This window comes from Amycolatopsis endophytica, from assembly GCF_013410405.1.
GTDB lineage: Bacteria > Actinomycetota > Actinomycetes > Mycobacteriales > Pseudonocardiaceae > Amycolatopsis_E > Amycolatopsis_E endophytica.
In genome coordinates, this window is the sequence record NZ_JACCFK010000002.1 from 1,239,422 (window position 1) to 1,261,413 (window position 21,992).

Here is a 21,992-nt window from a genome sequence, read left to right on the forward strand (position 1 = left end):
CCGATACCGGCGGGATCGGGGCAGCCGCGCTCAACGTCCCGGTCTCACCCGTCCTCACCGGGCTTCGTGAAGGCAGGCACGCCGCAACCCGCCCCTGCGCCCGGATTCTCGACGGGAGTGTCCAATGCGGACAGTGACATCCCCTTCGTTTCACGGGTCGCGACCACCGCGATCGTCGAGATGATCGCGGCGACCGCGAGGTACAGCGCGATCGGGATCGACGAGCCGAAGCTCTTGAGCAGCGTCGCGGTGATGAACGGCGCCAGGGAACCCGCGAAGATCGACGTCGTCTGGTAGCCGAGTGACACACCCGCGTAGCGCATCCGCGTCGGGAACAACTCGGCCATCATCGCCGGCTGCGGGGCGTACATCAGGCCATGCACGGCGACCCCCAGCACCAGCGCCAGCACGATCAGCACCGGGGATCCGGTGTCCATCAACGGGAATCCGGCGAATCCCCAGCCGGTCATGGCGATCGAACCGGCGAGGAACACCGGACGGCGTCCCCACCGGTCCGCGAGGTGGCCGAACAGCGGGACCAGGACCAGGTGCGCGAGGTGCGCGAACACCAGGAGCAGCAGGATGTCGGTCGTGCTGCTGCCCACCCGCAGCGCCAGGTACGTGATCGAGAACGTCACCACCACCTGGTACAGGATGTTCTCACCGACCCGCGCGCCCATCGCCACGAGGACGCCGCGCGGATACTGCCGCACCACCTCGATGATCGAGGTCCGCTCGTTCTCCCGAGCCTGCGCCTTCTCCAGCGACGCCAGGAAGATCGGCGCCTCCTCCACCTGCGTGCGGATGTAGTAGCCGATCAGCACGATGACGGCCGAAGCCCAGAACGCGGCACGCCAGCCCCAGGACAGGAACTGCTCCGGTGAGAGCAGCCCGGACAGCCCGAGCAGGACCACCGTCGCGACCAGGTTGCCGATCGGCAGCCCCGCCTGCGGCCAGCTGGACCAGAACGCCCGGCTGCGGTCCGGGCTGTGCTCTCCCACCAGCAGCACCGCGCCACCCCACTCACCGCCCAGCGCGAAGCCCTGGACGAACCGCAGGAGCACCAGGATCATCGGCGCCCAGTATCCGATCGATGCGAAGGCAGGAACACAGCCGATCGCGAACGTCGCCGCCCCGACCAGCAGCAGGCTCAGCTGCAGGAGCTTCTTCCTGCCGAGCCGGTCGCCGAAATGCCCGAAGACGATCCCGCCGAGCGGGCGGGCGACGAAACCCACCGCGTACACGAGCAAAGCGTTGATCACGCCGTCGAGCGGCTGATCGGACTGCGGGAAGAACAACGCGCCGAAAACGAGCGCCGAGGACGCCGAATAGAGCAGGAACTCGTACCACTCGGCCACGGTGCCGGCCATCGAGGCCGCCACGACCTTGCGCAGCCCGCTCGGCGGCGGGCTCGCGTGTTGTACTCGCATCAGTGACTCCTTTGTCGAGGAACAAATGCACAATCGGTTGTGCACTTGGTGCGAACGCTCTCCGGGAGAATGTCCGGCAAGGGTCGGGTTCCGCTCAGCCCGTGGCGTGGCGGGAGCCGCCGAGCAGGAGCCCGTCAACCGTCCGGGCCCAGCTGGCCCCGGACACGGCCACGGCGAGCGGGTCGTTCGTCCGTGGACGGGACAAGCCGTCAGCGGCCGCCGAAGCGGGGCGGTCGCTTGTGGACGAACGCGGCGATCCCCTCCCTGCCGTCCGCCGACTCGAACAGAGCGGACAGCTTCGCCCTCTCCAGCCGGAAACCCGCGCCGGCCGACGCTTGCGCCGCGGCCGGCACCGCGGCGGTCACCGCCTCGCGGATCGCGGCGACGGCCAGTGGCGCCTGTCCGGCGAGGGTGGTGGCGACCGCGGCCGCCCGGACCGCGAGTTCGTCCCGCGCGCAGCGGTGGGTGACGATGCCGGCCGCCTCGGCCGCCTCCACGTCGAGGCGCTCGCCGGACATCACCAGCCACTTGGCGCGGTTGGGGCCGACGTGCCAGGTCAGCCGCTGCGTACCGCCCCAGCCCGGCAGGAGCCCGAGTGCGACCTCGGGCAGGCCGAACGACGCCCCGTCCGCGGCGACCACGACATCGCAGCTGAGCACGAGTTCGAACCCGCCCCCGAGCGCCAACCCGTTCACCGCGGCCACGACGGGGACCGCACATCTCGCGACCCGGTCGCACAACGCGTTGCACCGCTGGGTGAAGGCGTCGAACGACGCGCGGTCCGCACCGGCGTAGAAGGCGATGTCGGCACCCGCGGCGAAGGCCCTGCCCGCCCCGGTCAGCACGATCGCGCGAACGGCGCGATCGCCCTCCAGTTCGGTGAGCGCGTTCTCGAGCGCGTCCACGACCTCGGCGTTGATCGCGTTGTACTTCTCCGGCCGGTTGATCGTGACGACCGCGATCGGCGCGGTCCGCTCGACCAGCACCGGGCGCGGCGCCGCCTCAGCCACGGACCGCACCGCCTTCCAGCAGGCGTGCGATTTCCTCGGCCGGGTACCCGAGTTCGGCGAGGACCTCCCCGGTGTGCTCCCCGAGCGCTGGGGGCAGGCGGCGGATTCCCGGGCGCTTCCCGCCGTAGCGGATCGGGTGGGCGAGGACCTGGACCGGACCGGCCGAAGGGTGATCGAACGACAGGAACGTCTCGTTGTTCCGTACCTGCGGGTCGGCCACCACGTCGTCGTAGTTGTTGACCGGGGCGTGCCAGATGCGGAACTCGGCGAAGCGCTCGGTCCAGTACCTCGTGGTCTTCCCCGCGAGCAGTTCGGCGATACGCGCGTTGATCTCCTCGCGCATCGCGTACTCGGCGCCGGGGTCGATTCCGCGGAACCAGGGTTCCTCCAGCACCTTGCTCAGAGCATCGGTGCTGGTCAAGGAGATGGTGAGGTGCCCGTCGGCCGTGGCGAAGACGCCGTAGGGCGCCTTGTAGAACGGCGAGGAGATTCCGCTCGCGCTCCGCTGACCGCGGAAGCCGTTGAGGTAGTACGACAACGGTTCGATCTGCAGGTCCAGCGCGGCGTTGAGGAGGTTGCTCTCCACCCGGGTGCCTTCGCCGGTGCGCGCGCGGCCGTGCAGAGCGGCGAGGATGCCCAGCGCGCCGAGCACGGCACCGTGCTGGTCGACCAGCGACGCGCCCACCGGGGTCGGCGGCACGGACGCCGGGCCGGTCGTCGAGGCCAGTCCGGACAGCGACTGGATGAGCACATCCTGCCCGGGGCGATCCTTGTACGGGCCGTCGGACCCGTAACCCGACAACGAGCAGTAGACCAGCCCGGGGTTGGTCTCGCGCAGCTCCTCGTAGCCGAACCCCAGCCGGTCCATCACCCCCGGGCGGAAACTCTCGACGAGCACATCGGCGTCGTCGATCAGCCTGCGCAGCACCGCTTTCCCGTCCTCGTTCTTCAGGTCGACCGCCATGCTGCGCACGTTGCGGTTACCGAGCAGAAAGAACACCGACACACCCTCGACGTAGGCGTCCGGACCGGACCAGCCGCGCTCGAAGGCACCCTGCGGCGGCTCGACCTTCACGACGTCCGCGCCCAGATCGGCCAGGATCTGCGTCGCCGAGGGGCCTTGCAGGAAATGGGTGAAACTGACGATCTTGATTCCGGAAAGCATTCTTGCCCTCGTCCTGTCAACGAGGAGCCTCAGCCGACGAGCATCGGCAGGGACCGCAGTTACCGGCAGGGGCAGCTGCCCGGCGATCCCGGGGCTCCGAACGGAAATGTCCGGGCTCGAGTGAAGTGCCACAGTGGACACTGCCGACGATGGTAAGCAGCGACCGCCTTCCGGTCAAGACACCGGCCGCGTCGACTCCCGGACGATCAGCTCCGGCGCGGGCTCCTCGACCACGACGTCGCCGAGCCGTTGCCCCGCGAGGTGATCGAGCAGCATCCCGCACGCGCGGTGCCCCAGTGCGCGCAGCGGCATCCGCACGGTGGTGAGCGCGGGCGCCCAGGTTTCGGCGACCCAGGTGTCGTTGATCGCCACCACCGACAGGTCCTCGGGCACCCGGACATCCAGGCGGCTCAGCGCCGACATCGCCCCGATTCCGGCGTTGACGCTCGAGACCACCAGCGCGGTTGGCCGCGTTTTCCGCCGCATCATCCTGGTGACGGCCGCGGCACCACCGGGCGCCTCCCAGCCGGAGCGCTCCACCCACGACGGGCGCACCGGAAGTCCCGCCGCGCGCATGGTCTCGGTGAAGCCGCGGTGGCGGCGGACGGCCGTGTCGTGCTCGGCCATGCCGGCGAGGTGGCCGATGCGCTCGTGACCGAGGTCGATCAGGTGGCGGGTCGCCGTCGCCGCGCCGCGCACGTCGTCGAGGACGACCGAACCGGCGCGCCCGGGCAGCCTGGAGTTGATCAGCACCACCGGCGGATCCCCGGCGAGCACCTCACGCAGGCGCGGATTGCCGAAATCCTCACGACGTTGCAGGAGAACCCCGTCGACCCGGCCTTCGCCGACCAGGCGGCGCAACTGGTCGCGCCCGGCCGGCGGCGGGTCGATCTGGCCGAGCAGCACCGACATCGCCGCGTCGCGCGCCCGGTCCTGCACTCCCGCCAGCATCTCGGCGAACACGGCGTTGTTCACGTCCGGGACGATCAGGCCCACGGCGCCCGACCTGGCGAACCGCAACGCCCGCGACCGGTGATTGGGGACGTACTGGAGCTTCTCGGCGACCGCGCGCACCCGTCGGCGGGTCTCCTCGCTCATCCGGGTCGTGAAGTCGCCGGTCAGGGCACGCGAAGCCACCGCCTTGGACACCCCCGCCGCCTCGGCGACCTCCCGCAACGTGGCCATGGCCTGGAGCATATCGCGATCGGACACCGGCGGCACAATCGGTTGCGCAGTTCGCACAACCGGTTGTGCAACCCGGTTCCGCCGTGTTCTACTGCTTCCGGGTTCGAGTGAGCACCATCGAGATGTCAGCGAGGCACCGATCCGGTGGGCAGCCGGATCGGTGCCTCGCCCACGGAAGCCGGGAAAGGCTGGTCGGTCATGAGCGAGGAACGCTTCCCGATCACCGGGGTAACACGGCGCGGCCGGGCCGGGAAACGGGGAAGAGGCGGCGGTCCGGCGAACGTCACCGGCTGTGATCTGCCTGCCGCCCGGCGGGCGTGATCCGCACCTGCGGTGGCAGCTTGGTCCACGCCAGATCCGCCGGATCGGCGGCCATTACCCCGGGGGCCTTCGCGACCAGGATGTGCGCCGCCATGGGCGCGAAGTCGCCGCGGAAGTGCACGGAGCTCTTGACCACCACGATCCGCTGGCGCTCGGGCTCGATCCCCACCATCCGGAACAGGTTGCGGTCGAACACCTGTGTCCGCCCGGTCGTGACGCCGATCCGCACGGAACCGCTGCGCAAGCATGCCGACGGGCCGAGGTCGACGACGTTGCCGCGCATCATCGGGCCGTCGAAGCGGCAGCGGCCGTCCGAGAGGTGTTCCACCGTGAACCTGCCGTGCACGGGACTGTCGCCGGGCACGGCCGGTTCCCCGCCGAGAGCCACGGTGATCGTCGCGCCGGTTCCGGCCGCGTGTGCGGCGGCGGCCGCGTCCGGGTCGGTGAACAGGCCGATCGCCGCGGGGCCGGTGCCGGCGTCGAGCAACGCCTTGAGCAGCCCGGTGGTGCGCGCGGTTCCGCCTGCCCCCGGGTTGTCCTGCGTATCGGCGATGACGACCGGTCCGTCGGCGCTGAGCCGGATCGCGTCCGCGACCGCCTGCCGCGGGCCGGGCAGCGCGATCGCCCAGTCCGCTTCCCGGCTGGTGACCTGCTCGTGGACCCGGTCGACCTCCTCGGCCGCCCCGTCGCCACCGTAGCCGAACACCACCGGCCCGCAGTCCGCGATGTCGGCGGCCGGGAACCCCGCGGCGAAGGACATCCCGTCGGCGAGGTCCCGGTAGACCGTCCCGGCCGGCTCCAGGTCGGTACAGCCGGCGTTGATCGGGATGAGGAACGGCACCCGCCGCCACACCGCCCGCGACCTCTCGCCGGCGATCCGGCGCGCGAGCAGCCCGGCCGCGCGGGCGCCGGTCTCCGCCATGTCGACGTGCGGGTAGGTGCGGTAGGCGACCAGGGCGTCCGCCATGGCGAACATCTCCTCGGACAGGTTCGCGTGCAGATCCAGGCTCGCCACTACGGGCACCCGGTCGCCGACGACCGCGCGCAGGCGGCGCAACAGCTCGCCCTCGCCGTCGTCGTGGTGCTCGGTGACCATCGCGCCGTGCAGGTCCAGGTACACCGCGTCCGGGCGCGCGGAGCGGGCCGCGTCGAGGATCTCCCCGGTGATGCGCTCGTAGGCGTCGGCGGTCACCGGCCCGGACGGGGACGCCGCCGCCCAGATCACCGGCAGCACCGTCGCGTCCCGCATCGCGCGCAGGAATCCGCCGATCGGCAGGTTCACGTTCGCCAGCCGCGACACCTCCTCGCCCCGGCACAGCGCCGGAAACCCCTCCCCGTTGAGGAAGTTGCCGTAACCGGCGGGGGTGTCGGCGAACGTGTTGGTCTCGTGCTGGAAACCAGCGGCCAGGATCTTCATCGTGCCTCGTTCCGGATCTTGGTGAACAGGATGAGCAGCCCCCCGAGCAGGAGCAGGGCGACCATCGACAGCAGTCCCGTCTCGGTGCTCCCGGTGGCCTGTTTGACGTAGCCGATCAACGTGGGGCTGACGAACCCGCCGAGGAGCCCGATGCTGTTGATCAGTGCGATGCCGCCCGCCGCGGCGGTGCCGCTCAGGTACGCCGACGGGATCGCCCAGAACACCGTGTAGGCCCCCCACATCGCGGCGGTGGCGATCGTCATCGCGAGCATCGAGACCGCGAAGGACTGCGCGGTGAGCGCGGCCACCGCCAGTGCCACCGCGGCGATCAGTGCCGGGACGGCGCTGTGCAGGCGGCGTTCCCCGCGGCGGTCCGAGCGGCGGGACAGCCAGAACATCAGGACCAGCGAGCACGCGTACGGCACCGCGGTCCACAGTCCGATGTGGACCGCGCTGGCGACGCCGTTCTCCCGCAGGATGGTCGGCAGCCAGAAGCTCACCGCGTACAGGCCGCTGATCAGGCAAAAGTAGCCGACGGCGAGCGTGTAGACCTTCGGATCGGTGAGCACCCCCCGGAAACTGTGCTGCCGGGTGGTCGCGGGATCCGCCACGTCCGCCGCGATCCGGGCCTTCTCGGCACCGGTGAGCCAGCGCGCGTCGGCGGGCCCGTCGGGCAGCACCTTCCACACCACGAACGCCAGCACCACGCACGGCAGGCCCTCGACGAGGAACATCCACTGCCACCCGGCGAGCCCGAGCCCGCCGTCGAACGTGCTGAGCACGAGGGAGGACAACGGGCCGCCGATCATGGATCCGAGCGGGCCAGGGATCATCAGCACCGACATCGCCACCGCCATCCGCGCGGGCGGGTACCAGTAGGTGAGGTAGAAGATGATGCCCGGCGCGAACCCGGCCTCGAACACGCCGAGCAGGAACCGCAGCACGTAGAAGCTGGTGCTGTCGTGGACGAACAGCATCGACGCCGACGTCAGGCCCCACAGCAGCATGATGCGGAACACCGTCTTGCGCGTGCCGATCCGTTGCAGCAGCAAGTTGCTCGGCACCTCGAACAGCACGTAGCCGAGGAAGAAGATGCCTGCCGCCAGCCCGTAGACCGACTCGCTGATCCCGACGTCGGTGGTCATCTGCAGTTTGGCGAAGCCGATGTTCACGCGGTCGAGGTAGGCGAAGACGTAACACACCACGAGCAACGGCAGAATCCGGCGGCCGACCTTGCGGTACAGCGCGTCCGGCACGACCTTCTCGGAGATGTCCACCATGGTCACTCCCTGGTCCGGTGATTTCCGTTTAGACTCCAGAAGAACCCGCAGTTGCCCGGAAAATCGATGGATACTGACCCTGGAGGCCCAGCACGCGATGGATTGTGACAACCAGTTGCTGGGAGAGACCGATCTGGCGCTGGTGGACGCGTTGCAGGTGAACCCGCGAGCCAGCTGGACGAGTCTCGCCGGGGCCCTGGACCTCGCGCCGGTCACCCTGGCGCGGCGCTGGCAGCACCTCGTCGAATCCGGCTCGGCGTGGATCACGGTGGCGCTGAGCAACAGCGCGATGCGAGGCGCGCTGCTGGAGCTGACCTGCCGCCCGCGCACGGCGGAGCGCGTCGCGCTGGCGCTCGCGGAACTGCCGAACGTGCCGACCGTCGGCATCACCACCGGGGAGTTCGAGGTGTTCGCGCTGGTGCTGGCGCCGAGCCTGCCCGCCGTCGCCGAGGCCCTGGTGCGGACGCTGCCGATCCCGCCCGAGGTCACGAAGGTCCGCTCCTATGTCTACAGCGGACTGTTCGGCGGAGTGGTGTGGCGGCTCGGCGTGATGAACAGGGCCCAGACCGAGCTGGTTCGCGAACCCACCGGGCCGTCACCGGAACAGATCCGGCCCTTCGGCCCGGCGGATCGCGCGCTGTTCCTGGCGCTGGGGCACGACGGGCGGCGCGCCTACACGGACCTGGCCGCGGAGCTGGGCACCTCGCCGCAGGCGGTCAAGCGGCGGCTCGACCGCCTGCGGCGGCACGGCGACATCACCTTCCGGTGCGACCTCGCCCGCCCGCTCGCGGGGTGGGAGTCCATGGCGCTGCTGTGGCTCGCGGTGCCGGACCTGCTGGTGCGCGAGACCGGCCGCAGGCTGGGGGCCTGGCCCGAGACCCGGCACTGCGCCGCGGTTCCCGGCCCGGCCAACCTTTCCCTGATCGTGAGCCTGCGGTCGCTGGACCACCTCGGCGACCTGCTCACGCGGATCGGGCTGGAGTGCCCCGAGGTGTCCGTTGTGGACCGCCGGATCGTGCTGCGGCAGATCAAGGTGCACGGCCGGATCGTCGACGAGCTGGGCCGCAGCGCCCGCGTCGTCCCCGTCGATCCGTGGTCTACCCCGTCGTGACCGCCGGGCGGGTACCGGCGGAGTCGATGTCGCGGCTGCGGGTTTCGGGCCCCACGGCGAGCGCGACGAGGGTGAGCACCGTCAGCAGTCCCAGGTACACCGCGACCGGCCACCAGTGGCCGGACCAGGCGAGCAGCGCGGTCGCGATCAACGGCAGGAATCCGCCGGCCAGCACCGAACCGATCTCGCGGGCGAACGCGAACCCGGCGAGCCTGGTCGTGGTGTCGAACAGTTCCGCGAACCACGCCGCCTGCGGTGCCAGCATCGCCGGGTAGCAGATGCCGAAACCCACTACGAACCCGGCGACGACGGCCAGCGGCTCGCGGGTTCCCAGCAGCAGGAAGAACGGCACGGTCCACAGCGCCGACGCGATCGCCCCGGCCGCGTAGACCGGCCGCCGTCCCCACCGGTCGGACAGCAAGGCGAACAGCGGTACCGCGGCCACCTGCACGGCCGACGCGACGAGCACCGCGGTCAGCCCGAGCGACTCGGACAGGTCCAGCTGCTGGGTCAGGAACGCGACCGCGAACACGGGGAACAGGTAGGCGAAGCCGTTCTCGGCGAACCGGGCGCCGATGACGACCAGGACGCTCTTGGGCTGGCGCCGGAGCGCGGCGAACAGCCCCACCTTGGCCACCTGGGCCTGTTTCGCGTGCTCGAACGCGGGGGTCTCCGCCACACCACTGCGGATGAAATAGCCGATCGCGAGCATGACGATCCCCAGCAGGAACGGCACGCGCCAGCCCCACTGCCGGAACTGATCGTCGGGCAGCAGCAGGAACAGCTGGTAGATCCCGGTCGCGAGCAGGGTGGCGAGCGCGAAGCCGGCCGGTGCCCACGCCCCGGCCAGCCCGCGCCGCCGCTGGTCGCCGTGCTCGACGGACAGCACCACGGCGCCCGCGTACTCACCTCCGGCGCCGAAGCCCTGCACGAGCCGCAGCAGGATCAGCAGCACCGGCGCCCACACGCCGATCCGGTCGTAGGTGGGCAGCACGCCGATCAGCGCGGTCGCGACGCCCATCAGCACGATCGTCAGCACCAGCATCGTCTTGCGGCCCAGCCGGTCGCCCAGGTTGCCCAGCACGATGCCGCCCAGCGGCCGGGCCAGGAATCCGACGGCGTAGGTGGCGAAGGTGGCCAGTGTCCCGGCGACCGGGCTGATCGCGGGGAAGAACAGCTTGTTCAGGATCAGCGCGGCGGCCGTGCCATAGATCAGGAAGTCGTACCACTCGAGCGTCGTGCCGACGAGTGCGGCGAGCCCGGCTCTGCGGGCGTGGCGACGGGTTTCGGTCATCGGAGCCAGCTCCTTCGGTGGCTGGGGAAACGTCAGGGCCGGGCGGGACGGCGCAGGACCGCGCCGCGCTGGATGGGGCCGACCAGCGCCGCGTACTGGCCGAGCCAGCCGCGTTCGGCGCCGGGATCGCCTGCGGTGACGGGCTCGCCGTCGCGCACCGGCGCCGCGTCGATCAGTCGCGCGTCGAGGTCGATCGAGATGACGTCCCCGTCCCGGACTCCGGCGAGCGGCCCGCCATCGGCGGCTTCCGGCATGACCTGTCCCACGACGAGCCCGTGGTTCAGCCCGGACAGCTCGCCGTCGGTCACCACGGCCACCTGGCCACCGAGGCCCGCACCGTTGAGCGCGGCCACGAAGCTCGCGGCGAACACCGTGCCCGGGCCGCCCCTCGGGCCCATCCCCCGCAGCACGATCACGTGCCCCGGCTCGATCTCGCCCCGGCCCAGCGCGGCGATGGCCTCGTCCTCCCCGGCGAAGACCGTGGCGGGACCGCGGAACTGACGCCGCGCCGCACCCACCCCGGCGACCTTGACGATCGCACCGTCGGGCGCCAGCGAACCACGCAGGATCAGCAGGCCCGGTTCGGCGGCGACGGGGTTTTCCAGCGGGTGCACGACGTCACCGTCCGGTCCGGCCACGTCGGCGATCAGCTCGGCGACGGTGCTGCCGGACACGGTCAGCGCGCCCGTGCGCAGCCGCGGCGCCAGCGCGCGAAGGACGGTGCGGACCCCGCCGACCCGGTCGAGGTCCCACACCTGGTGTGCCCCGTTCGGGCGGATCGCGGCGAGTTGCCTGGCGCCGCGGCCCCTGTCCTCGAACAACGCCACGACGTCGAGGTCGAGATCGGCCTCCGCGGCCACGGCGGTGAGGTGCCGGACGCAGTTGACCGAGCCTCCCAGTGCCAGCGCCACCTCGACCGCGTTCCCGACGGCGTCGCGGGTGAGCACCTGGCGGGCGGTGAGCCCTTCCCGCACCAGCTCGACGGCACGCCGCCCCGCGGCCGCGGCCCGTTCGAGCATCGCCGGGGAGTTCGCGCGCGCCGGCGCGGAACCGGGCATCGTCATCCCCAGTGCCTCGGCGAGCACGTGCATCGTGTTCGCCGTGGCCAGCCCGGCGCACACACCGGGGCCCTCGATCGCCCGGTCGGCCATCTCGCCGAGCTCGTCCACGCCCAGCTTCCCGGCGGCCACGGCGCCGACCGATTCGTACACCGAGTCGATGTCGACCGAGCACCCGGAGAACGTGCCTCCGCGCTGGTAGCCGCCGATGACGATGATCGAGGGCAGGTCGAGCCGCGCGGCGGCCATCAGGTGGGCAGGGGTCGTCTTGTCGCAACTGGACAACAGCACCATCCCGTCGAGCTGGGCGCCCTCGACCGCGGCTTCGACGTCGTTGACGATCAGGTCACGGGTCGGCATCAGGTACCGCGCTTTGCGGCCCGCGCTGGTGACGAAATCGGACGGCGCGGTCGTCCGGATCTCCAGCGGCAGCCCGCCCGCCTCGCGGACGGCGTCGGCGACCACTTTCGCCACGTCGTCGAGGTGCGCGAAGCACACCGACAGCTTCGACGACGTGTTGACGATCGCGATCTTGGGTTTGCGCTGGTCCTCGGCGCTGATGCCCATCGCGCTCCACTGCGCGCGGCGCACCGCCCAGCGGGTGGTGCCGGGCTCGAAGTTGCTCCGCAGCTGCTCCATGGTTTTTCTCCTGTCAGGAAAGGGAAAGGGCGCTTCCGTTGGCGACCATCGCCGACCGGATCTCGCGGCCGTCGAGTGCGCGGTAGGGCAGGCCCTTGTCCAGCGACATCAGGGTCGCCACCGCGGCCGCGTGTCCGTATTCGAAGCACTGCGCGGTGACCCGCGCCGAGGCGAGTGCCTCGTGCTCCGCGCTGAGGCAGCGGCCCGCGACGATGACGCCCTCGCCGCGTTCGGGCACGAGCGCGCCGTAGGGCACCTCGTAGTAGTCGTCGAGCAGCCAGGTCAGCTTGGGCCGGTCACCGGCGTGCAGCTCGATCGGCCACGGAACCCGGCAGATCCCGTCCGCGCGCTTGCGCGCCGCGACGACGTCCTGGTTGGCGAGCCGCTCGGTCCCGGCGATCGTGCGGGTCTGCCGGATCCCTGCCTCGACCCCGGTGTCCACGACGAACGCGTTCTCGCAACCGGGGATCCGTTCGACGAGGAACCGCGCGTACGACCGGACCTGCCGCCGGCCCAGCACTTCGGCTTCGGTGAAGTCCGCGGGATCGATCACGTTGAGCATCCGGCCGTCGCGGCCGGCCAGCCGGGTCGCGTTGACCAGCAGCTCGCCGGGTCTCGGGGTGGTGAAGACCCAGATCTTCTGCCGCGGCAGGTCCAGCCCGCTGTTCCGCGCCCGGAGGATCTCTTCGCTGACGTAGGGCGGGCAGATCGTGTCCTCGCCGTAGAACTCCAGGAACCGCTCGACGTCGACGTTGCCGAGGCGGAAGAACATGGTCGGGTTCTGGATCGCACCGTTGTCACCGAAGGTGTAGCGGTGCCCGGCTCGGGCGACCACGGCCGCGTCGCCCGATGCGTCGATCGTTCTGGCAGCCAGTACCACGGCGCGTCCGGCGTTCGACTCGATCACCACCCCGCGGTGGGTGTCGCCGTCGAGAACGACGGCGGTGACGGCCGTGTGGTAGAGCACCGTGACACCCGCGGCTTCGAGGAGATCGTCCGCGGCCTCGCGCCAGACGAGCGGATCGTGTGCGACGGTCCAGGTCTTGCCGTAGACCTGCGGCGCGGTGAGACCGCCCCGTGCGGCCAGCTCCCCGCGGAACCGCTCGGTGAACCCCGCGACGACCTGCCGCGGCTCCCGGTCGGCATCCGAGGCCAGGTACATGCCGCAGATCGTGCCGGACATCCCGGCGACCGCCGCGCCGCCGGCGAAGCCGTACTTCTCCACGACGAGCACCGACTTGCCCGCCTCGGCCGCGACCACCGCCGCCGCGACCCCGGCCGCTCCGGCCCCGACGACGAGCACGTCGACCTCGGCCAGCACTTCGAGTCCCCGCTCGACCGGACCGCCGGTCAGCGACCAGCGCGATATATTGGTCATGTACCGGTTGTACATCGCCGGTCGCGGTACTGTCCAGACCCAGCGCTGCAACGACGAGGAGGCACCCGTGGCGAACAAGGCCGACCAGGCCTACGACGTGCTGGAACGCATGATCACGTTCCAGGAGCTCTCGCCTGGTTCGCTGCTGTCGGAGGCCCGGCTGATGGAACGCACCGGGCTCGGCCGCACCCCGGTGCGCGAGGCGCTGCAACGACTGGCGCGCGAGCGCATGGTGGAGATTCACCCGAGCCAGGGCGTGTTCGTCGCGCCGACCTCGATCGAGGCGCAACTCAAGGTGCTCGAACTACGCCGCTCCATGGAGGAACTCGCGGTGCGCCTGGCCGCCCACCGCGCCACGACGGATCAGCGTGACCGCATCCTGGCATTGGCCGAGGTGCTCAGCGAGTTCGACGGCGACGATCCCCGGCGGTTCGGGGACCTGCTCAAGTCGACCCACACCCTGATCGTCGAGGCCGCGCACAACGAGTACCTTTCGGTGGCGATGGCCCCGCTGCAGGGGCTCTCGCGCCGGTTCTGGTTCGCCCACCTGCGCGACCCGAAGGCGGAACTGGCCGAGGCGGCCGACCTCCACGGGGACATCCTGCGCGCCGTGTGCCACGGTGATCAGGCCAAAGCCTCCGAAGCGTCCCTCAGGCTGAACGACTACCTGACCGACTTCACCTACCGGACCCTGCGGGGCCAGTGAGTCCCGCCGGCTTCGAGCCGTACGGAACAGCCGTCACCAGGCAGGCTCCTGCCTTCCAGAGCTGACGTGACGCTGGTAGTCATTCGCGCGCTCGACGCTGTGCTCGGCGATGGCGTGCCGGACGAGGCCGGGTTCGCCGTCGGCGATGGCGTCGACAAGAGCCGCGTGCACCTGGTGTCGAGTGCCCAGCAATTCCTCCGTGGTGTGCCCCCCGGCCGCGTGCACCTCCACCGCGTGCGAGCGGATGACATCGAGCAACGCGAGGTAGATCGCCCGCAGCAGCGGACTCGGATTGACCTGCGCGAGCAGTTCGTGAAGGTGCCAGTTGGCCTGCATGAAGCCCGCGATGTCCGAGCGGTCGCGGGCCTCGGCCATGGCCGCGACCTGCACCCGGTAGCGCGCGACGTCCGCCGGTGAGGAGTGCCAGGCGGCATCGGAGATGATCAGCTCGTCGAGGTGGTCGCGGATCCGGATCGCATCGGCGACGGAGCACTCGTCCGAATTCAGCGCCAGCACCGAGTTGCCCAGGCGAACCAGCGGCGGTTGCTCCGCCGCGAACAGTCCGCCGCCGGGCCCCGGCCGTACCTCGACCAGGCCGCGGGACTGCGCCAGGCGCAGAGCCTCGTTGAAGGTGCCGACCGACACGCCGCACACCCGGCGGAGCTCTTCCTTGGAACCGAGCCTGGTACCGGGCGAGACCGCACGGACGGCCTCCGCGATCCGGCGTGCCGCGGCCTCCGGCCGGGTGACGTTGCCGTTGTCGCCGCTCACCGCACCTCCCGTCGCCAATAAGCATGATGATTATGTCAGAAGCCTTGACAACAGGCCAGCAGACGTTCAGGCTCGACCATATTCGTCATGGTGATTTTTCCAGGACGGGGAATCCTCGTATGCGACGACGCTGGAGGGCGTGATGGTAGCCGGGACGGTCCGGTCACCCGAGGCCGGAAACCCGCGGGCGCCGGTCCGTCCGGACTTGCTGCGGGCCTACGAACGCTATCGGACACGCAGCCCGGAGGCCGCCGCGATGGCGTGCGCGCCGTTCCTGTCCGCGCATCGGCTCTCGGTGGGCCGGGATCGCACCGGCTTCCAGGCGCGAGGACGCTTCGCCGACGCGGGCGCCGCGGCCGTGGGCGACCTGAGCTACGGCTCCGAAGTGACGATCGACCGCGCGGCGCACCACCGCTACCTGGCGATCGGGATCCCGGTCGCCGGACACCTCGTGACGACTCACCGCGGGCGGCGGCAGGTCGTGTCCGCGGGCCGCTCGATGGCGCTGATCGGCCCCGGCGACCAGCTGCGCCTGGCCTGGAGCCCGGACTGCGAACTCCTCACACTCCGGATCGACACGGAGGCGTTGCGGTCCACGGTGCGCACGCTCGCGCCACAAGCCGGCAACCGGCCCCTGCGGTTCACCACCCCGGTCGTTCCCTTCGACACCGGCATTCCCATCTACGGTGCCGCGCGGTTGCTCGCCGACGTGTTCGAGCGCTACCACGCCTCCGGAAGGATCCCGCACCGGATCGTCGACCGGCTGTCCGACCAGATGGTGAGCACGGTCCTGCTGAGCCTCGATCACACGTACAGCGACGAACTCACCAGGGCCGCGCAACCATGCCGGCCGGCGAGTGTCACTGTCGCCGTCGATCTCGTGACCGCCGAAACTTCGGCGATCCACTCCGTCACCGACCTGGCACGGCGTGCGGCCGTGAGTGTGCGCGCACTCGAACTGGGCTTTCGCAAGACCCTGAACGTGACCCCGCAGACCTTCCTGCGCCAGACGCGGATGGCCAAGGCGCACCGCGATCTCGTGGCGGCCGACCCCGATGACGGGACGACCGTCACCGACGTGGCGCTGCGGTGGGGATTCGCGCACACCGGCCGGTTCGCCGCGCGGTACCGCGAAACCTACGGCGTGATGCCCTCGATGACACTCCGGCGCGCGAAAGGAACCGAATGAAGACAGCCAGCGGCCTGGTGGACGTGCACGCCCATTTCACCACCCGTGACTACATCGAGTCGGCGAAGGCGGCCGGCCGCGTCGAGCCGGACGGGATGCCGGAGGATTTCTGGCCACAGTGGACCGCGGACGAGCATCTCGATCTGATGGACGAGGCCGGGATCGCGCGCGCCATGCTGTCGCTGTCCTCGCCAGGTCTGCACTTCGGTGACGACGGCGCGGCCCGGTCGCTGGCTCGCGAGGTCAACGAGTTCTGCGCCGGCGTGGTGCGCGAGCACCCGGACCGGTTCGGCCAGTTCGCTTCGTTACCGCTGCCCGATGTGGACGGTTCGCTGGCCGAGCTGGCCTACTGCTTCGACGAGCTCGGCGCCGACGGCGTCGCGCTGCTGTCCAACCACGACGGAGTCCGGCTGGCCGACCGCCGGTTCGCGCCCGTCCTGGCCGAGCTCGACCGCAGGGCCGCGGTCGTGCTGCTGCATCCGACGACCTGCCGCGGCCACGAAGAGCTGTCCTCGGGCCGGCCACAGCCGATGATCGAGTTCCTGTTCGAGACAGCCCGCACCGTGGTCGACTTCATCCTCACCGGGGCGGCCGAGCGCTTCCCCCGCATCCGTCTCATCGTGCCGCACCTCGGCGGCGTGCTGCCCTTGCTCGCCGAACGCGTCGAGTTGTTCCGCACGATCGGCGGCGCGCCCGCCGACCGTGCCACCGTCGCCGACGTGCTCAGCCGGTTCTACTACGAGCTCGCCGGCACACCGTCGAAAACCCAGATGACGGCGCTGAGCAGCATCGCGAAACCGGACCGGCTGCTCTACGGCAGCGACTACGCCTGGACGCCACGCGAGCACGCGATCCACCTGCTGCACGCACTCGACACGACACTGGCCGGCGAACACGGCGACTGGCGGGCACTCACCACCGCGAACGCCGGCGCCCTCTTCCCGGCCAGGGTCACCGCTCACCACGGATAGAGCCGAGCACGGCCGCCTTGACCCGCAACTCGGCGTACTCCGCGGCCGGCCGCGAGCCCCAGGTGATCCCGCCACCGCTGCCGTAGACCGCGATACCCGTATCGCGGTCCACGAGCACCGTGCGGATCGCGACGTTGAAGCGCGCGCGGCCGCCCGGAGCGACGACGCCGACCGCTCCGCAGTACACGCCGCGCGGCCCGTCCTCGACCGCGGTGATCAGCTCCATGGTGCGTTCCTTCGGCGCGCCCGTCACCGAGCCGCACGGGAACAGGGCGCGGAACACCTCCGGCACCGTGACGCCGGGACGCAGTCGCGCGCGCACGTCGGAAGTCAGTGTGTGCAGGGTCTCGTACTTTTCGGGCGCACACAGCGAGGTGACACGGACGCTGCCGGTCTCGGCGATCCGGGAGACGTCGTTGCGCACCAGATCGACGATCATGACGTTCTCCGCGCGTTCCTTCTCGCTCGCACAAAGCCGCCGGAGGTTCTCGGCGTCCGCGGCGGGTGTGGCGCCCCGCGGCGCGGTGCCCTTCATGGGCCGCATCAGCAGATCCCTGTCGCGGAGGTCGAAGAACAGCTCCGGACTGGCGCTGGCGATGACGAACCGGCCGAGATCGAGATAGGCGTTGTGAGCGCCGCGCTGCGCGAGCGCGAGGTCGGCGTACAACGCGGACGGATCGCCCGCGAAGTTCGTCGTGAGCCGGGTGGTCAGGTTGGTCTGGTAGGTCTCGCCCGCCTCGATCCACTTCCGCACGGTCTCGACGCGTGCGCGATGAACGTCCGCGGTCCACTCCGGACGCCAGTCCACCTGGTACCTTCCCGGCCGCGCCGCGAATGCGGTGGGGACCAGCGGAACCCGCGCGGGTCCCGCGGAGACGCCGAACCAGGCGAGCGGCAGCCCCGGGACGGGATCGACCGCGGGCAATCCGAAGCCCGCGGCGGCCTCGTAGGAGACGAACCCGAACGCCCACCAGCCGCGGGCCGTGGCGCGCTCCACTTCCGCCAGTACGGGCCCGACTTCGGACGGACGCTGCGCGACGAGGTCATAGGCGAACTCCGGGAACGCCACGGCGACACCCGCGTGCAGGTCGTCGAAGCGCGCCGAGATGTCATGCGGTCTCACGGACACCTCCCCTGCCTGTGCGGGCGGCAGGCACGTTCCGCTCTCCGGAGTTGCGTGGTATCGCGGCCCGCCGGTGTGCCCGCCGCGAACAGGCCGCGTTCGTGCGCGGGTCCAGCGACGCGTACGCCGCCGCCTCGCAGGCGGCGGCGTACAACGCGGCCTGGCACGATCGTGTGCCTGTCGGGTCGCGGCCCTCAGACGAGGGCGGTGGTGCTCAGCGTCGCCCTGATCGGGATCTGGGCGTGGCGCTCGACGCCCGGCCTGCCCGACCCACCGTCCGGCTCGCCCCACACCACGACCACTTCGGCGCCATCGCGGGCGTCGGCCTCGTCCACCATGGCGAGCGAGCTGAACCCTCCGACGTTCGTCGTGTACGCGGCCCAGGTGGAGACGCCGACCGGGCGGTCGTCCAGCAGCACGGTGTCGTACTGGTAGGTCGAGTACACCGGCGTGGGGATGTCGAGGTACCTCGTCCGCTCGGCACCGAAAAGCCCGCCCGCCAAGGCCTTTGTGGCGTCGTCGTCGTGCCACCGCAGCCACACCTTGCGGCGATGCGGCTCCTTCGCCTTGCGCCGCAGAGCATCCGCACCGATGAAGTCCCCGTCCAGCCGCAGCGCCCGCTCGTATCCCAGGTCCCACGGTGTGACGTAGTAGTCCTCGACACGATCGGCCACATAGCTGCCGCCGAGTGACGCGTTCGCCTCCATGGAGTCCGCGCCCAGCCATTCCCGGTAGGGACGCATGTCCTCGCCACTGTAGATCGCGGGAACGGGGATCGGGATCCATCCGGACTCGACGGTCACCGACGAATACGCGAGTGATCCTCCTTCGCGCATCCCGAACTCGGCACCGGCCTCGATCAGTGCCGCCTTCACCTCGTCCCGGTGCTCGGCGGGCCCGAAGATCTCCAGACCGGTCTTCTCCAGGCCCGGCACGCCGATCATGGTGTGGTTGAGCGCACGGACGCCGACTCCGGCGATGCTGAACTCACCGATGCGGAAGAATTTGATGTCCGGCAAGGTACCATCGGATGCCTTTTCGACGATCCGCAGCGCGGCCGGTCCCTGCAGCTGATAGCGGAAAATCAGGCGGCGGCCGGTCTTGTTGAACAAGATCGCCTCGTCCCGGACGATCTCGACATCGTACCCACCCTTCTCCACGTGATAGGAGAGCCAGTCGCTGCCGATCGGTCCCCCGACGACGCTGCACTCGTCATCCTCGAGTCCGAAAAGGATCGCATCGGCGATCATGTTCCCGTCCGGGGAGACCGTGATCAGCTGCTTCGCGCGGTTCCGCCCGAAGTTCGCGACCTTGTTGGCGGTGACATCGGCGAGCAACCGCTGCACGTCCGGGCCCTTGAAATACACATCGGTCATGTGGAACGACTGGTCGAAAAGCGTCGCCGTTTCCTTCCACGCCGTCTGCTCGTCCCGCCAGTTGCTGTACTCGGGCGGGATCGGAAACGGGAACTGCCCCGCCACGGAACTCCGCAGCATCGTCAGCGGATCGCCGGCCTGGCGGATCCTGCCTTCGAGGGTGTGCGCATCAGCAGCCATTGCAGTGCCCCTTTCGCGGAATTCCGGAATTGCTTCACGGAATTTCGGGTGTTCGCGGTTGAGACCGCTCCGGCATCCCGACGCGGTCAGATCGACCCTATGAACCACCCTGATCGGCGCCAAGCCACAAGGCGAAGACCCGCGATACACCTTCCGAAGCATCGCGCGAGCCGTGGGTCAGCGGCGGTCCGTGGTGGTGCCGGGCACCGGATCGGGAACCGAGATTCCCGGTGCGCTCAAAACGATCGGATGGGTCGTGATGGTGCGTTCGATCGTGCCCGCGCAGTCCCGCAGGCGCGGAAGCACCGAGCCGAACAGGGTTTCGTCGTCGACCCGGCCGGTGTGGGTGCCGATCGTGACCGCGGCGACGACCGTGCCCGTCATGTCGTGGAGCGGCACCGCGACGCTGCGGACCCCCTCTTCGAGCTCCTGGTCGATCATCGCCCAGCCGCGTTCGCGCGTCTCGGCGACGGCGGCGGCCAGCTCGGCCCGGTCGGTGGTGGTGCGGGCGGTGTAGGCGACCGGCGGGAAGCGGTCGAGGTACCCGGCCAGCTCGCCGGGGGTGAGCCCGGTCAGCAGCGCGCGGCCGACCGCCGACGCGGCAGCCGGTACCCGGGCCCCGGGCGCCAACCTGATCGACATCACGCTCCGGACCGCGGCGCGGGCGAGGAACACCGCGCTGTCGCCGTCGAGGACGGCCAGCGAGCAGGAGTGCTCGACGGCCTGCGCGGTGTCCTCGAGGTAGGGCTGCACCAGCTCGGGGAACGTCGCCGAAGCGACCGTCGCGTAACCGAGTTCGAGAACCTTGGCGGTCAGCCGGTACCGGCTGCCGGTGGACTCGACATAGCCGAGGGAGGCGAGCGTGCGCAGCAGCCTGCGCGCCGTCGCCCGGTCGAACCCGCGGCCGGCCGCGACGTCGGTCACGGACAGTTCGGCCCGGTCGGCGGAGAAGCAGGTCAGGACGTCCAGGACCCGGTCGAACGTGCGCACGAAAGGGCCGAGGGTAGGAGTGCCGTCACCGTCGGCCATGTCTCCGCGCCTTTCGATCAGTGGCTCTCCGATGCTGCCGACATTTCACCACGCTCGGGCGCCGGGTCGGCGCTCCGGGTTTCCGGACTGGCGAAGACAGCGGCGGCGGACGCGAGCGCCGTGCCGACGACGAACACGCCAACGGCCCAGTAGGAGCCGGCCGCGGCGAGCAGGGCCGTGGCGATCAGCGGGGTGAAACCGGCGAGCGGGTCCGAGGCCGAGCGGGCCAGGTTCACGCCGCTGTTGCGTACCCGCGGGTCGAACATCTCGGCCAGGTAGGCCCCGGACACCGAGAGCGCGATCTTGACGCCGATCCCGTAGGTCAGCACCAGCGCCAGTACCACGAGCACCGGGTTGCGGGTCTGGAGCAGCCAGAAGAAGGGAAACCCGAGCGCCGCGACGAGCAGCAGGCCGGTAAGGAACACGGGGCGGCGCCCCCACCGGTCGGCGCCCCGGCCGGCGAGCGGGATCACCGCGAGTCCGACGAGGTTCGCGATCAGCACGCCGGTCAGGGCAGGCGCGGCCGGCATGTCCAGTTCGCTCGTGCAGTAGGAGATCGCGAACACGTTGAAGATCTGTCCGCCGACGGCGTCGGTGGACCGCGCCAGCGCGGCGAGGCCGACACGCCCGCGGTGCGTGGTGAGCAACTCGCGGATCGGGCTGCGCGTCACCGTTCCGGACCTGCGAAGCTCGGTGAACTCGGGCGACTCGTCGACCCGCAGCCGGACGTAGAGGCCGACGACCACCAGCGCGAACCCGACCAGGAACGGGACGCGCCAGCCCCAGGCGAGGAACGCCTCCCGCGGCAGACCGGACAGCGCGGCGAACACCCCGGTGCCGAGCAGGATGCCCAGCGACACCCCGAAAGCCGGGATGCTGGACAGCAGGCCACGTTGCCGCGGTGTCGCGTATTCGGCGCTCATCGTGACGGCCGTGCCGTACTCGGCTCCGGCGCCGATGCTCTGCAGCAGCCGCAGCAGGACGAGCAGAATCGGCGCGAGCGCGCCCACCTGGGCGTAAGTCGGAAGCAGGCCGATGCATCCGGTGGCGACGCCCATCAGGATCAGGCAGATCACCATCACGTTCTTGCGCCCGATGGTGTCACCCCACCGCGCGAGCACGACACCGGCGACGGGACGGAGGACGAAGCCGATCGCGTAGGTGGCGAACGCGGCGAGCGTTCCGGCCAGCGCGCTCGCCGTGGGAAAGAACAGCGCACCGAACGCCAGCGAGGTCGCGGTGCCGTAGATGTAGAAGTCGTACCACTCCAGGACGGTGCCGATGAGATTCGAGGCGATCGCGCGGGTGCGGCCGCGCGTGGACGGCTGGGTCACCGTTGACCTCCAGGTTCAGGTGCCG

At 70.5% G+C, this 21,992-nt stretch carries 18 protein-coding genes; 4 read left to right on the forward strand and 14 right to left on the reverse strand.

The window, feature by feature from the left end; genetic code table 11:
- Window positions 1–44: 44 nt before the first annotated feature.
- From HNR02_RS31470 to HNR02_RS31495, 6 genes are all read right to left on the reverse strand, one after another.
- Window positions 45–1,430: an MFS transporter gene (locus HNR02_RS31470; protein ID WP_179777255.1), complete on the reverse strand. Its 1,386-nt coding sequence runs from the start codon at window positions 1,428–1,430 to the stop codon at window positions 45–47.
- 209 nt (window positions 1,431–1,639) lie between these two features.
- Window positions 1,640–2,440, reverse strand: coding sequence for an enoyl-CoA hydratase/isomerase family protein (locus HNR02_RS31475; protein WP_179777256.1), 801 nt, complete (start codon window positions 2,438–2,440; stop codon window positions 1,640–1,642).
- The gene (locus tag HNR02_RS31480; protein WP_179777257.1) at window positions 2,433–3,605 is read right to left on the reverse strand and encodes a CaiB/BaiF CoA transferase family protein; all 1,173 of its coding nucleotides are present in this window, start codon (window positions 3,603–3,605) and stop codon (window positions 2,433–2,435) included. Before HNR02_RS31480 ends, HNR02_RS31475 begins: the two co-directional genes overlap by 8 nt.
- A 174-nt stretch (window positions 3,606–3,779) precedes the next feature.
- Window positions 3,780–4,790, reverse strand: coding sequence for a LacI family DNA-binding transcriptional regulator (locus tag HNR02_RS31485; protein ID WP_246339321.1), 1,011 nt, complete (start codon window positions 4,788–4,790; stop codon window positions 3,780–3,782).
- A gap of 283 nt (window positions 4,791–5,073) precedes the next feature.
- Entirely contained in the window at window positions 5,074–6,528 is a 1,455-nt protein-coding gene (locus HNR02_RS31490; RefSeq protein WP_179777258.1) for a M81 family metallopeptidase, read from the reverse strand.
- Window positions 6,525–7,808: an MFS transporter gene (locus tag HNR02_RS31495; RefSeq protein WP_179777259.1), complete on the reverse strand. Its 1,284-nt coding sequence runs from the start codon at window positions 7,806–7,808 to the stop codon at window positions 6,525–6,527. Before HNR02_RS31495 ends, HNR02_RS31490 begins: the two co-directional genes overlap by 4 nt.
- Window positions 7,809–7,905: 97 nt before the next feature.
- On the opposite strand from HNR02_RS31495, the gene HNR02_RS31500 reads away from it, so the two are divergent.
- Window positions 7,906–8,919, forward strand: a complete 1,014-nt coding sequence (locus HNR02_RS31500) for an Lrp/AsnC family transcriptional regulator (protein ID WP_246339322.1) — start codon at window positions 7,906–7,908, stop codon at window positions 8,917–8,919.
- Here HNR02_RS31500 and HNR02_RS31505 read toward each other — a convergent pair.
- Genes HNR02_RS31505 through HNR02_RS31515 form a run of 3 tightly spaced genes read right to left on the reverse strand, consistent with a single transcriptional unit; the run spans window position 8,906 to window position 13,303 of the window.
- Window positions 8,906–10,213 carry an MFS transporter gene (locus HNR02_RS31505; RefSeq protein ID WP_179777260.1) on the reverse strand — a complete coding sequence of 436 codons (1,308 nt, stop codon included), beginning with the start codon at window positions 10,211–10,213 and terminating at the stop codon, window positions 8,906–8,908. The genes HNR02_RS31500 and HNR02_RS31505 overlap by 14 nt on opposite strands.
- A 32-nt stretch (window positions 10,214–10,245) precedes the next feature.
- Complete coding sequence (locus HNR02_RS31510) at window positions 10,246–11,910, reverse strand: dihydroxy-acid dehydratase (protein ID WP_179777261.1); 1,665 nt, start codon at window positions 11,908–11,910, stop codon at window positions 10,246–10,248.
- Window positions 11,911–11,923: 13 nt separating this feature from the next.
- Entirely contained in the window at window positions 11,924–13,303 is a 1,380-nt protein-coding gene (locus HNR02_RS31515; protein WP_246339323.1) for an FAD-dependent oxidoreductase, read from the reverse strand.
- Here HNR02_RS31515 and HNR02_RS31520 point away from each other — a divergent pair.
- A complete protein-coding gene (locus tag HNR02_RS31520; protein WP_246339324.1) occupies window positions 13,287–13,994 on the forward strand; it encodes a GntR family transcriptional regulator in 708 nt (235 codons plus the stop codon). The genes HNR02_RS31515 and HNR02_RS31520 overlap by 17 nt on opposite strands.
- 33 nt (window positions 13,995–14,027) lie before the next feature.
- Here HNR02_RS31520 and HNR02_RS31525 read toward each other — a convergent pair whose 3' ends face one another.
- The gene (locus HNR02_RS31525; RefSeq protein WP_312861235.1) at window positions 14,028–14,765 is read right to left on the reverse strand and encodes a FadR/GntR family transcriptional regulator; all 738 of its coding nucleotides are present in this window, start codon (window positions 14,763–14,765) and stop codon (window positions 14,028–14,030) included.
- 142 nt (window positions 14,766–14,907) lie between these two features.
- On the opposite strand from HNR02_RS31525, the gene HNR02_RS31530 reads away from it, so the two are divergent.
- Together HNR02_RS31530 and HNR02_RS31535 are read left to right on the forward strand one after the other, a co-directional pair.
- Complete coding sequence (locus HNR02_RS31530; RefSeq protein WP_246339547.1) at window positions 14,908–15,954, forward strand: helix-turn-helix transcriptional regulator; 1,047 nt, start codon at window positions 14,908–14,910, stop codon at window positions 15,952–15,954.
- Window positions 15,951–16,925 carry an amidohydrolase family protein gene (locus HNR02_RS31535; protein ID WP_179777264.1) on the forward strand — a complete coding sequence of 325 codons (975 nt, stop codon included), beginning with the start codon at window positions 15,951–15,953 and terminating at the stop codon, window positions 16,923–16,925. Before HNR02_RS31530 ends, HNR02_RS31535 begins: the two co-directional genes overlap by 4 nt.
- On the opposite strand, the gene pabB is transcribed toward HNR02_RS31535, so the two are convergent.
- The 4 genes from pabB to HNR02_RS31555 form a co-directional block, all read right to left on the reverse strand.
- On the reverse strand, window positions 16,906–18,048 hold the full coding sequence (gene pabB, locus HNR02_RS31540) for an aminodeoxychorismate synthase component I (protein ID WP_179777265.1): 1,143 nt from the start codon (window positions 18,046–18,048) through the stop codon (window positions 16,906–16,908). The two genes, HNR02_RS31535 and pabB, sit on opposite strands and share 20 nt — an antisense overlap.
- Window positions 18,049–18,242: 194 nt before the next feature.
- The gene (locus HNR02_RS31545; protein ID WP_218914340.1) at window positions 18,243–19,727 is read right to left on the reverse strand and encodes an aminomethyl transferase family protein; all 1,485 of its coding nucleotides are present in this window, start codon (window positions 19,725–19,727) and stop codon (window positions 18,243–18,245) included.
- Window positions 19,728–19,781: 54 nt separating this feature from the next.
- Window positions 19,782–20,594, reverse strand: a complete 813-nt coding sequence (locus HNR02_RS31550) for an IclR family transcriptional regulator domain-containing protein (protein ID WP_179777266.1) — start codon at window positions 20,592–20,594, stop codon at window positions 19,782–19,784.
- 56 nt (window positions 20,595–20,650) lie between these two features.
- A complete protein-coding gene (locus HNR02_RS31555) occupies window positions 20,651–21,967 on the reverse strand; it encodes an MFS transporter (RefSeq protein ID WP_179777267.1) in 1,317 nt (438 codons plus the stop codon).
- Between the last annotated feature and the right edge of the window lie 25 nt (window positions 21,968–21,992).

Coding starts and splice junctions, on each gene's coding strand:
- HNR02_RS31485 (WP_246339321.1), bottom strand. CDS start 4,790: ATGGCCACGTTGCGGGAGGTCGCCGAGGCGGCGGGGGTGTCCAAGGCG.
- HNR02_RS31515 (WP_246339323.1), bottom strand. CDS start 13,303: ATGTACAACCGGTACATGACCAATATATCGCGCTGGTCGCTGACCGGC.
- HNR02_RS31495 (WP_179777259.1), bottom strand. CDS start 7,808: ATGGTGGACATCTCCGAGAAGGTCGTGCCGGACGCGCTGTACCGCAAG.
- HNR02_RS31535 (WP_179777264.1), top strand. CDS start 15,951: ATGAAGACAGCCAGCGGCCTGGTGGACGTGCACGCCCATTTCACCACC.
- HNR02_RS31480 (WP_179777257.1), bottom strand. CDS start 3,605: ATGCTTTCCGGAATCAAGATCGTCAGTTTCACCCATTTCCTGCAAGGC.
- HNR02_RS31520 (WP_246339324.1), top strand. CDS start 13,287: ATGTACCGGTTGTACATCGCCGGTCGCGGTACTGTCCAGACCCAGCGC.
- HNR02_RS31500 (WP_246339322.1), top strand. CDS start 7,906: ATGGATTGTGACAACCAGTTGCTGGGAGAGACCGATCTGGCGCTGGTG.
- HNR02_RS31505 (WP_179777260.1), bottom strand. CDS start 10,213: ATGACCGAAACCCGTCGCCACGCCCGCAGAGCCGGGCTCGCCGCACTC.
- HNR02_RS31510 (WP_179777261.1), bottom strand. CDS start 11,910: ATGGAGCAGCTGCGGAGCAACTTCGAGCCCGGCACCACCCGCTGGGCG.
- HNR02_RS31490 (WP_179777258.1), bottom strand. CDS start 6,528: ATGAAGATCCTGGCCGCTGGTTTCCAGCACGAGACCAACACGTTCGCC.
- HNR02_RS31530 (WP_246339547.1), top strand. CDS start 14,908: ATGGTAGCCGGGACGGTCCGGTCACCCGAGGCCGGAAACCCGCGGGCG.
- HNR02_RS31470 (WP_179777255.1), bottom strand. CDS start 1,430: ATGCGAGTACAACACGCGAGCCCGCCGCCGAGCGGGCTGCGCAAGGTC.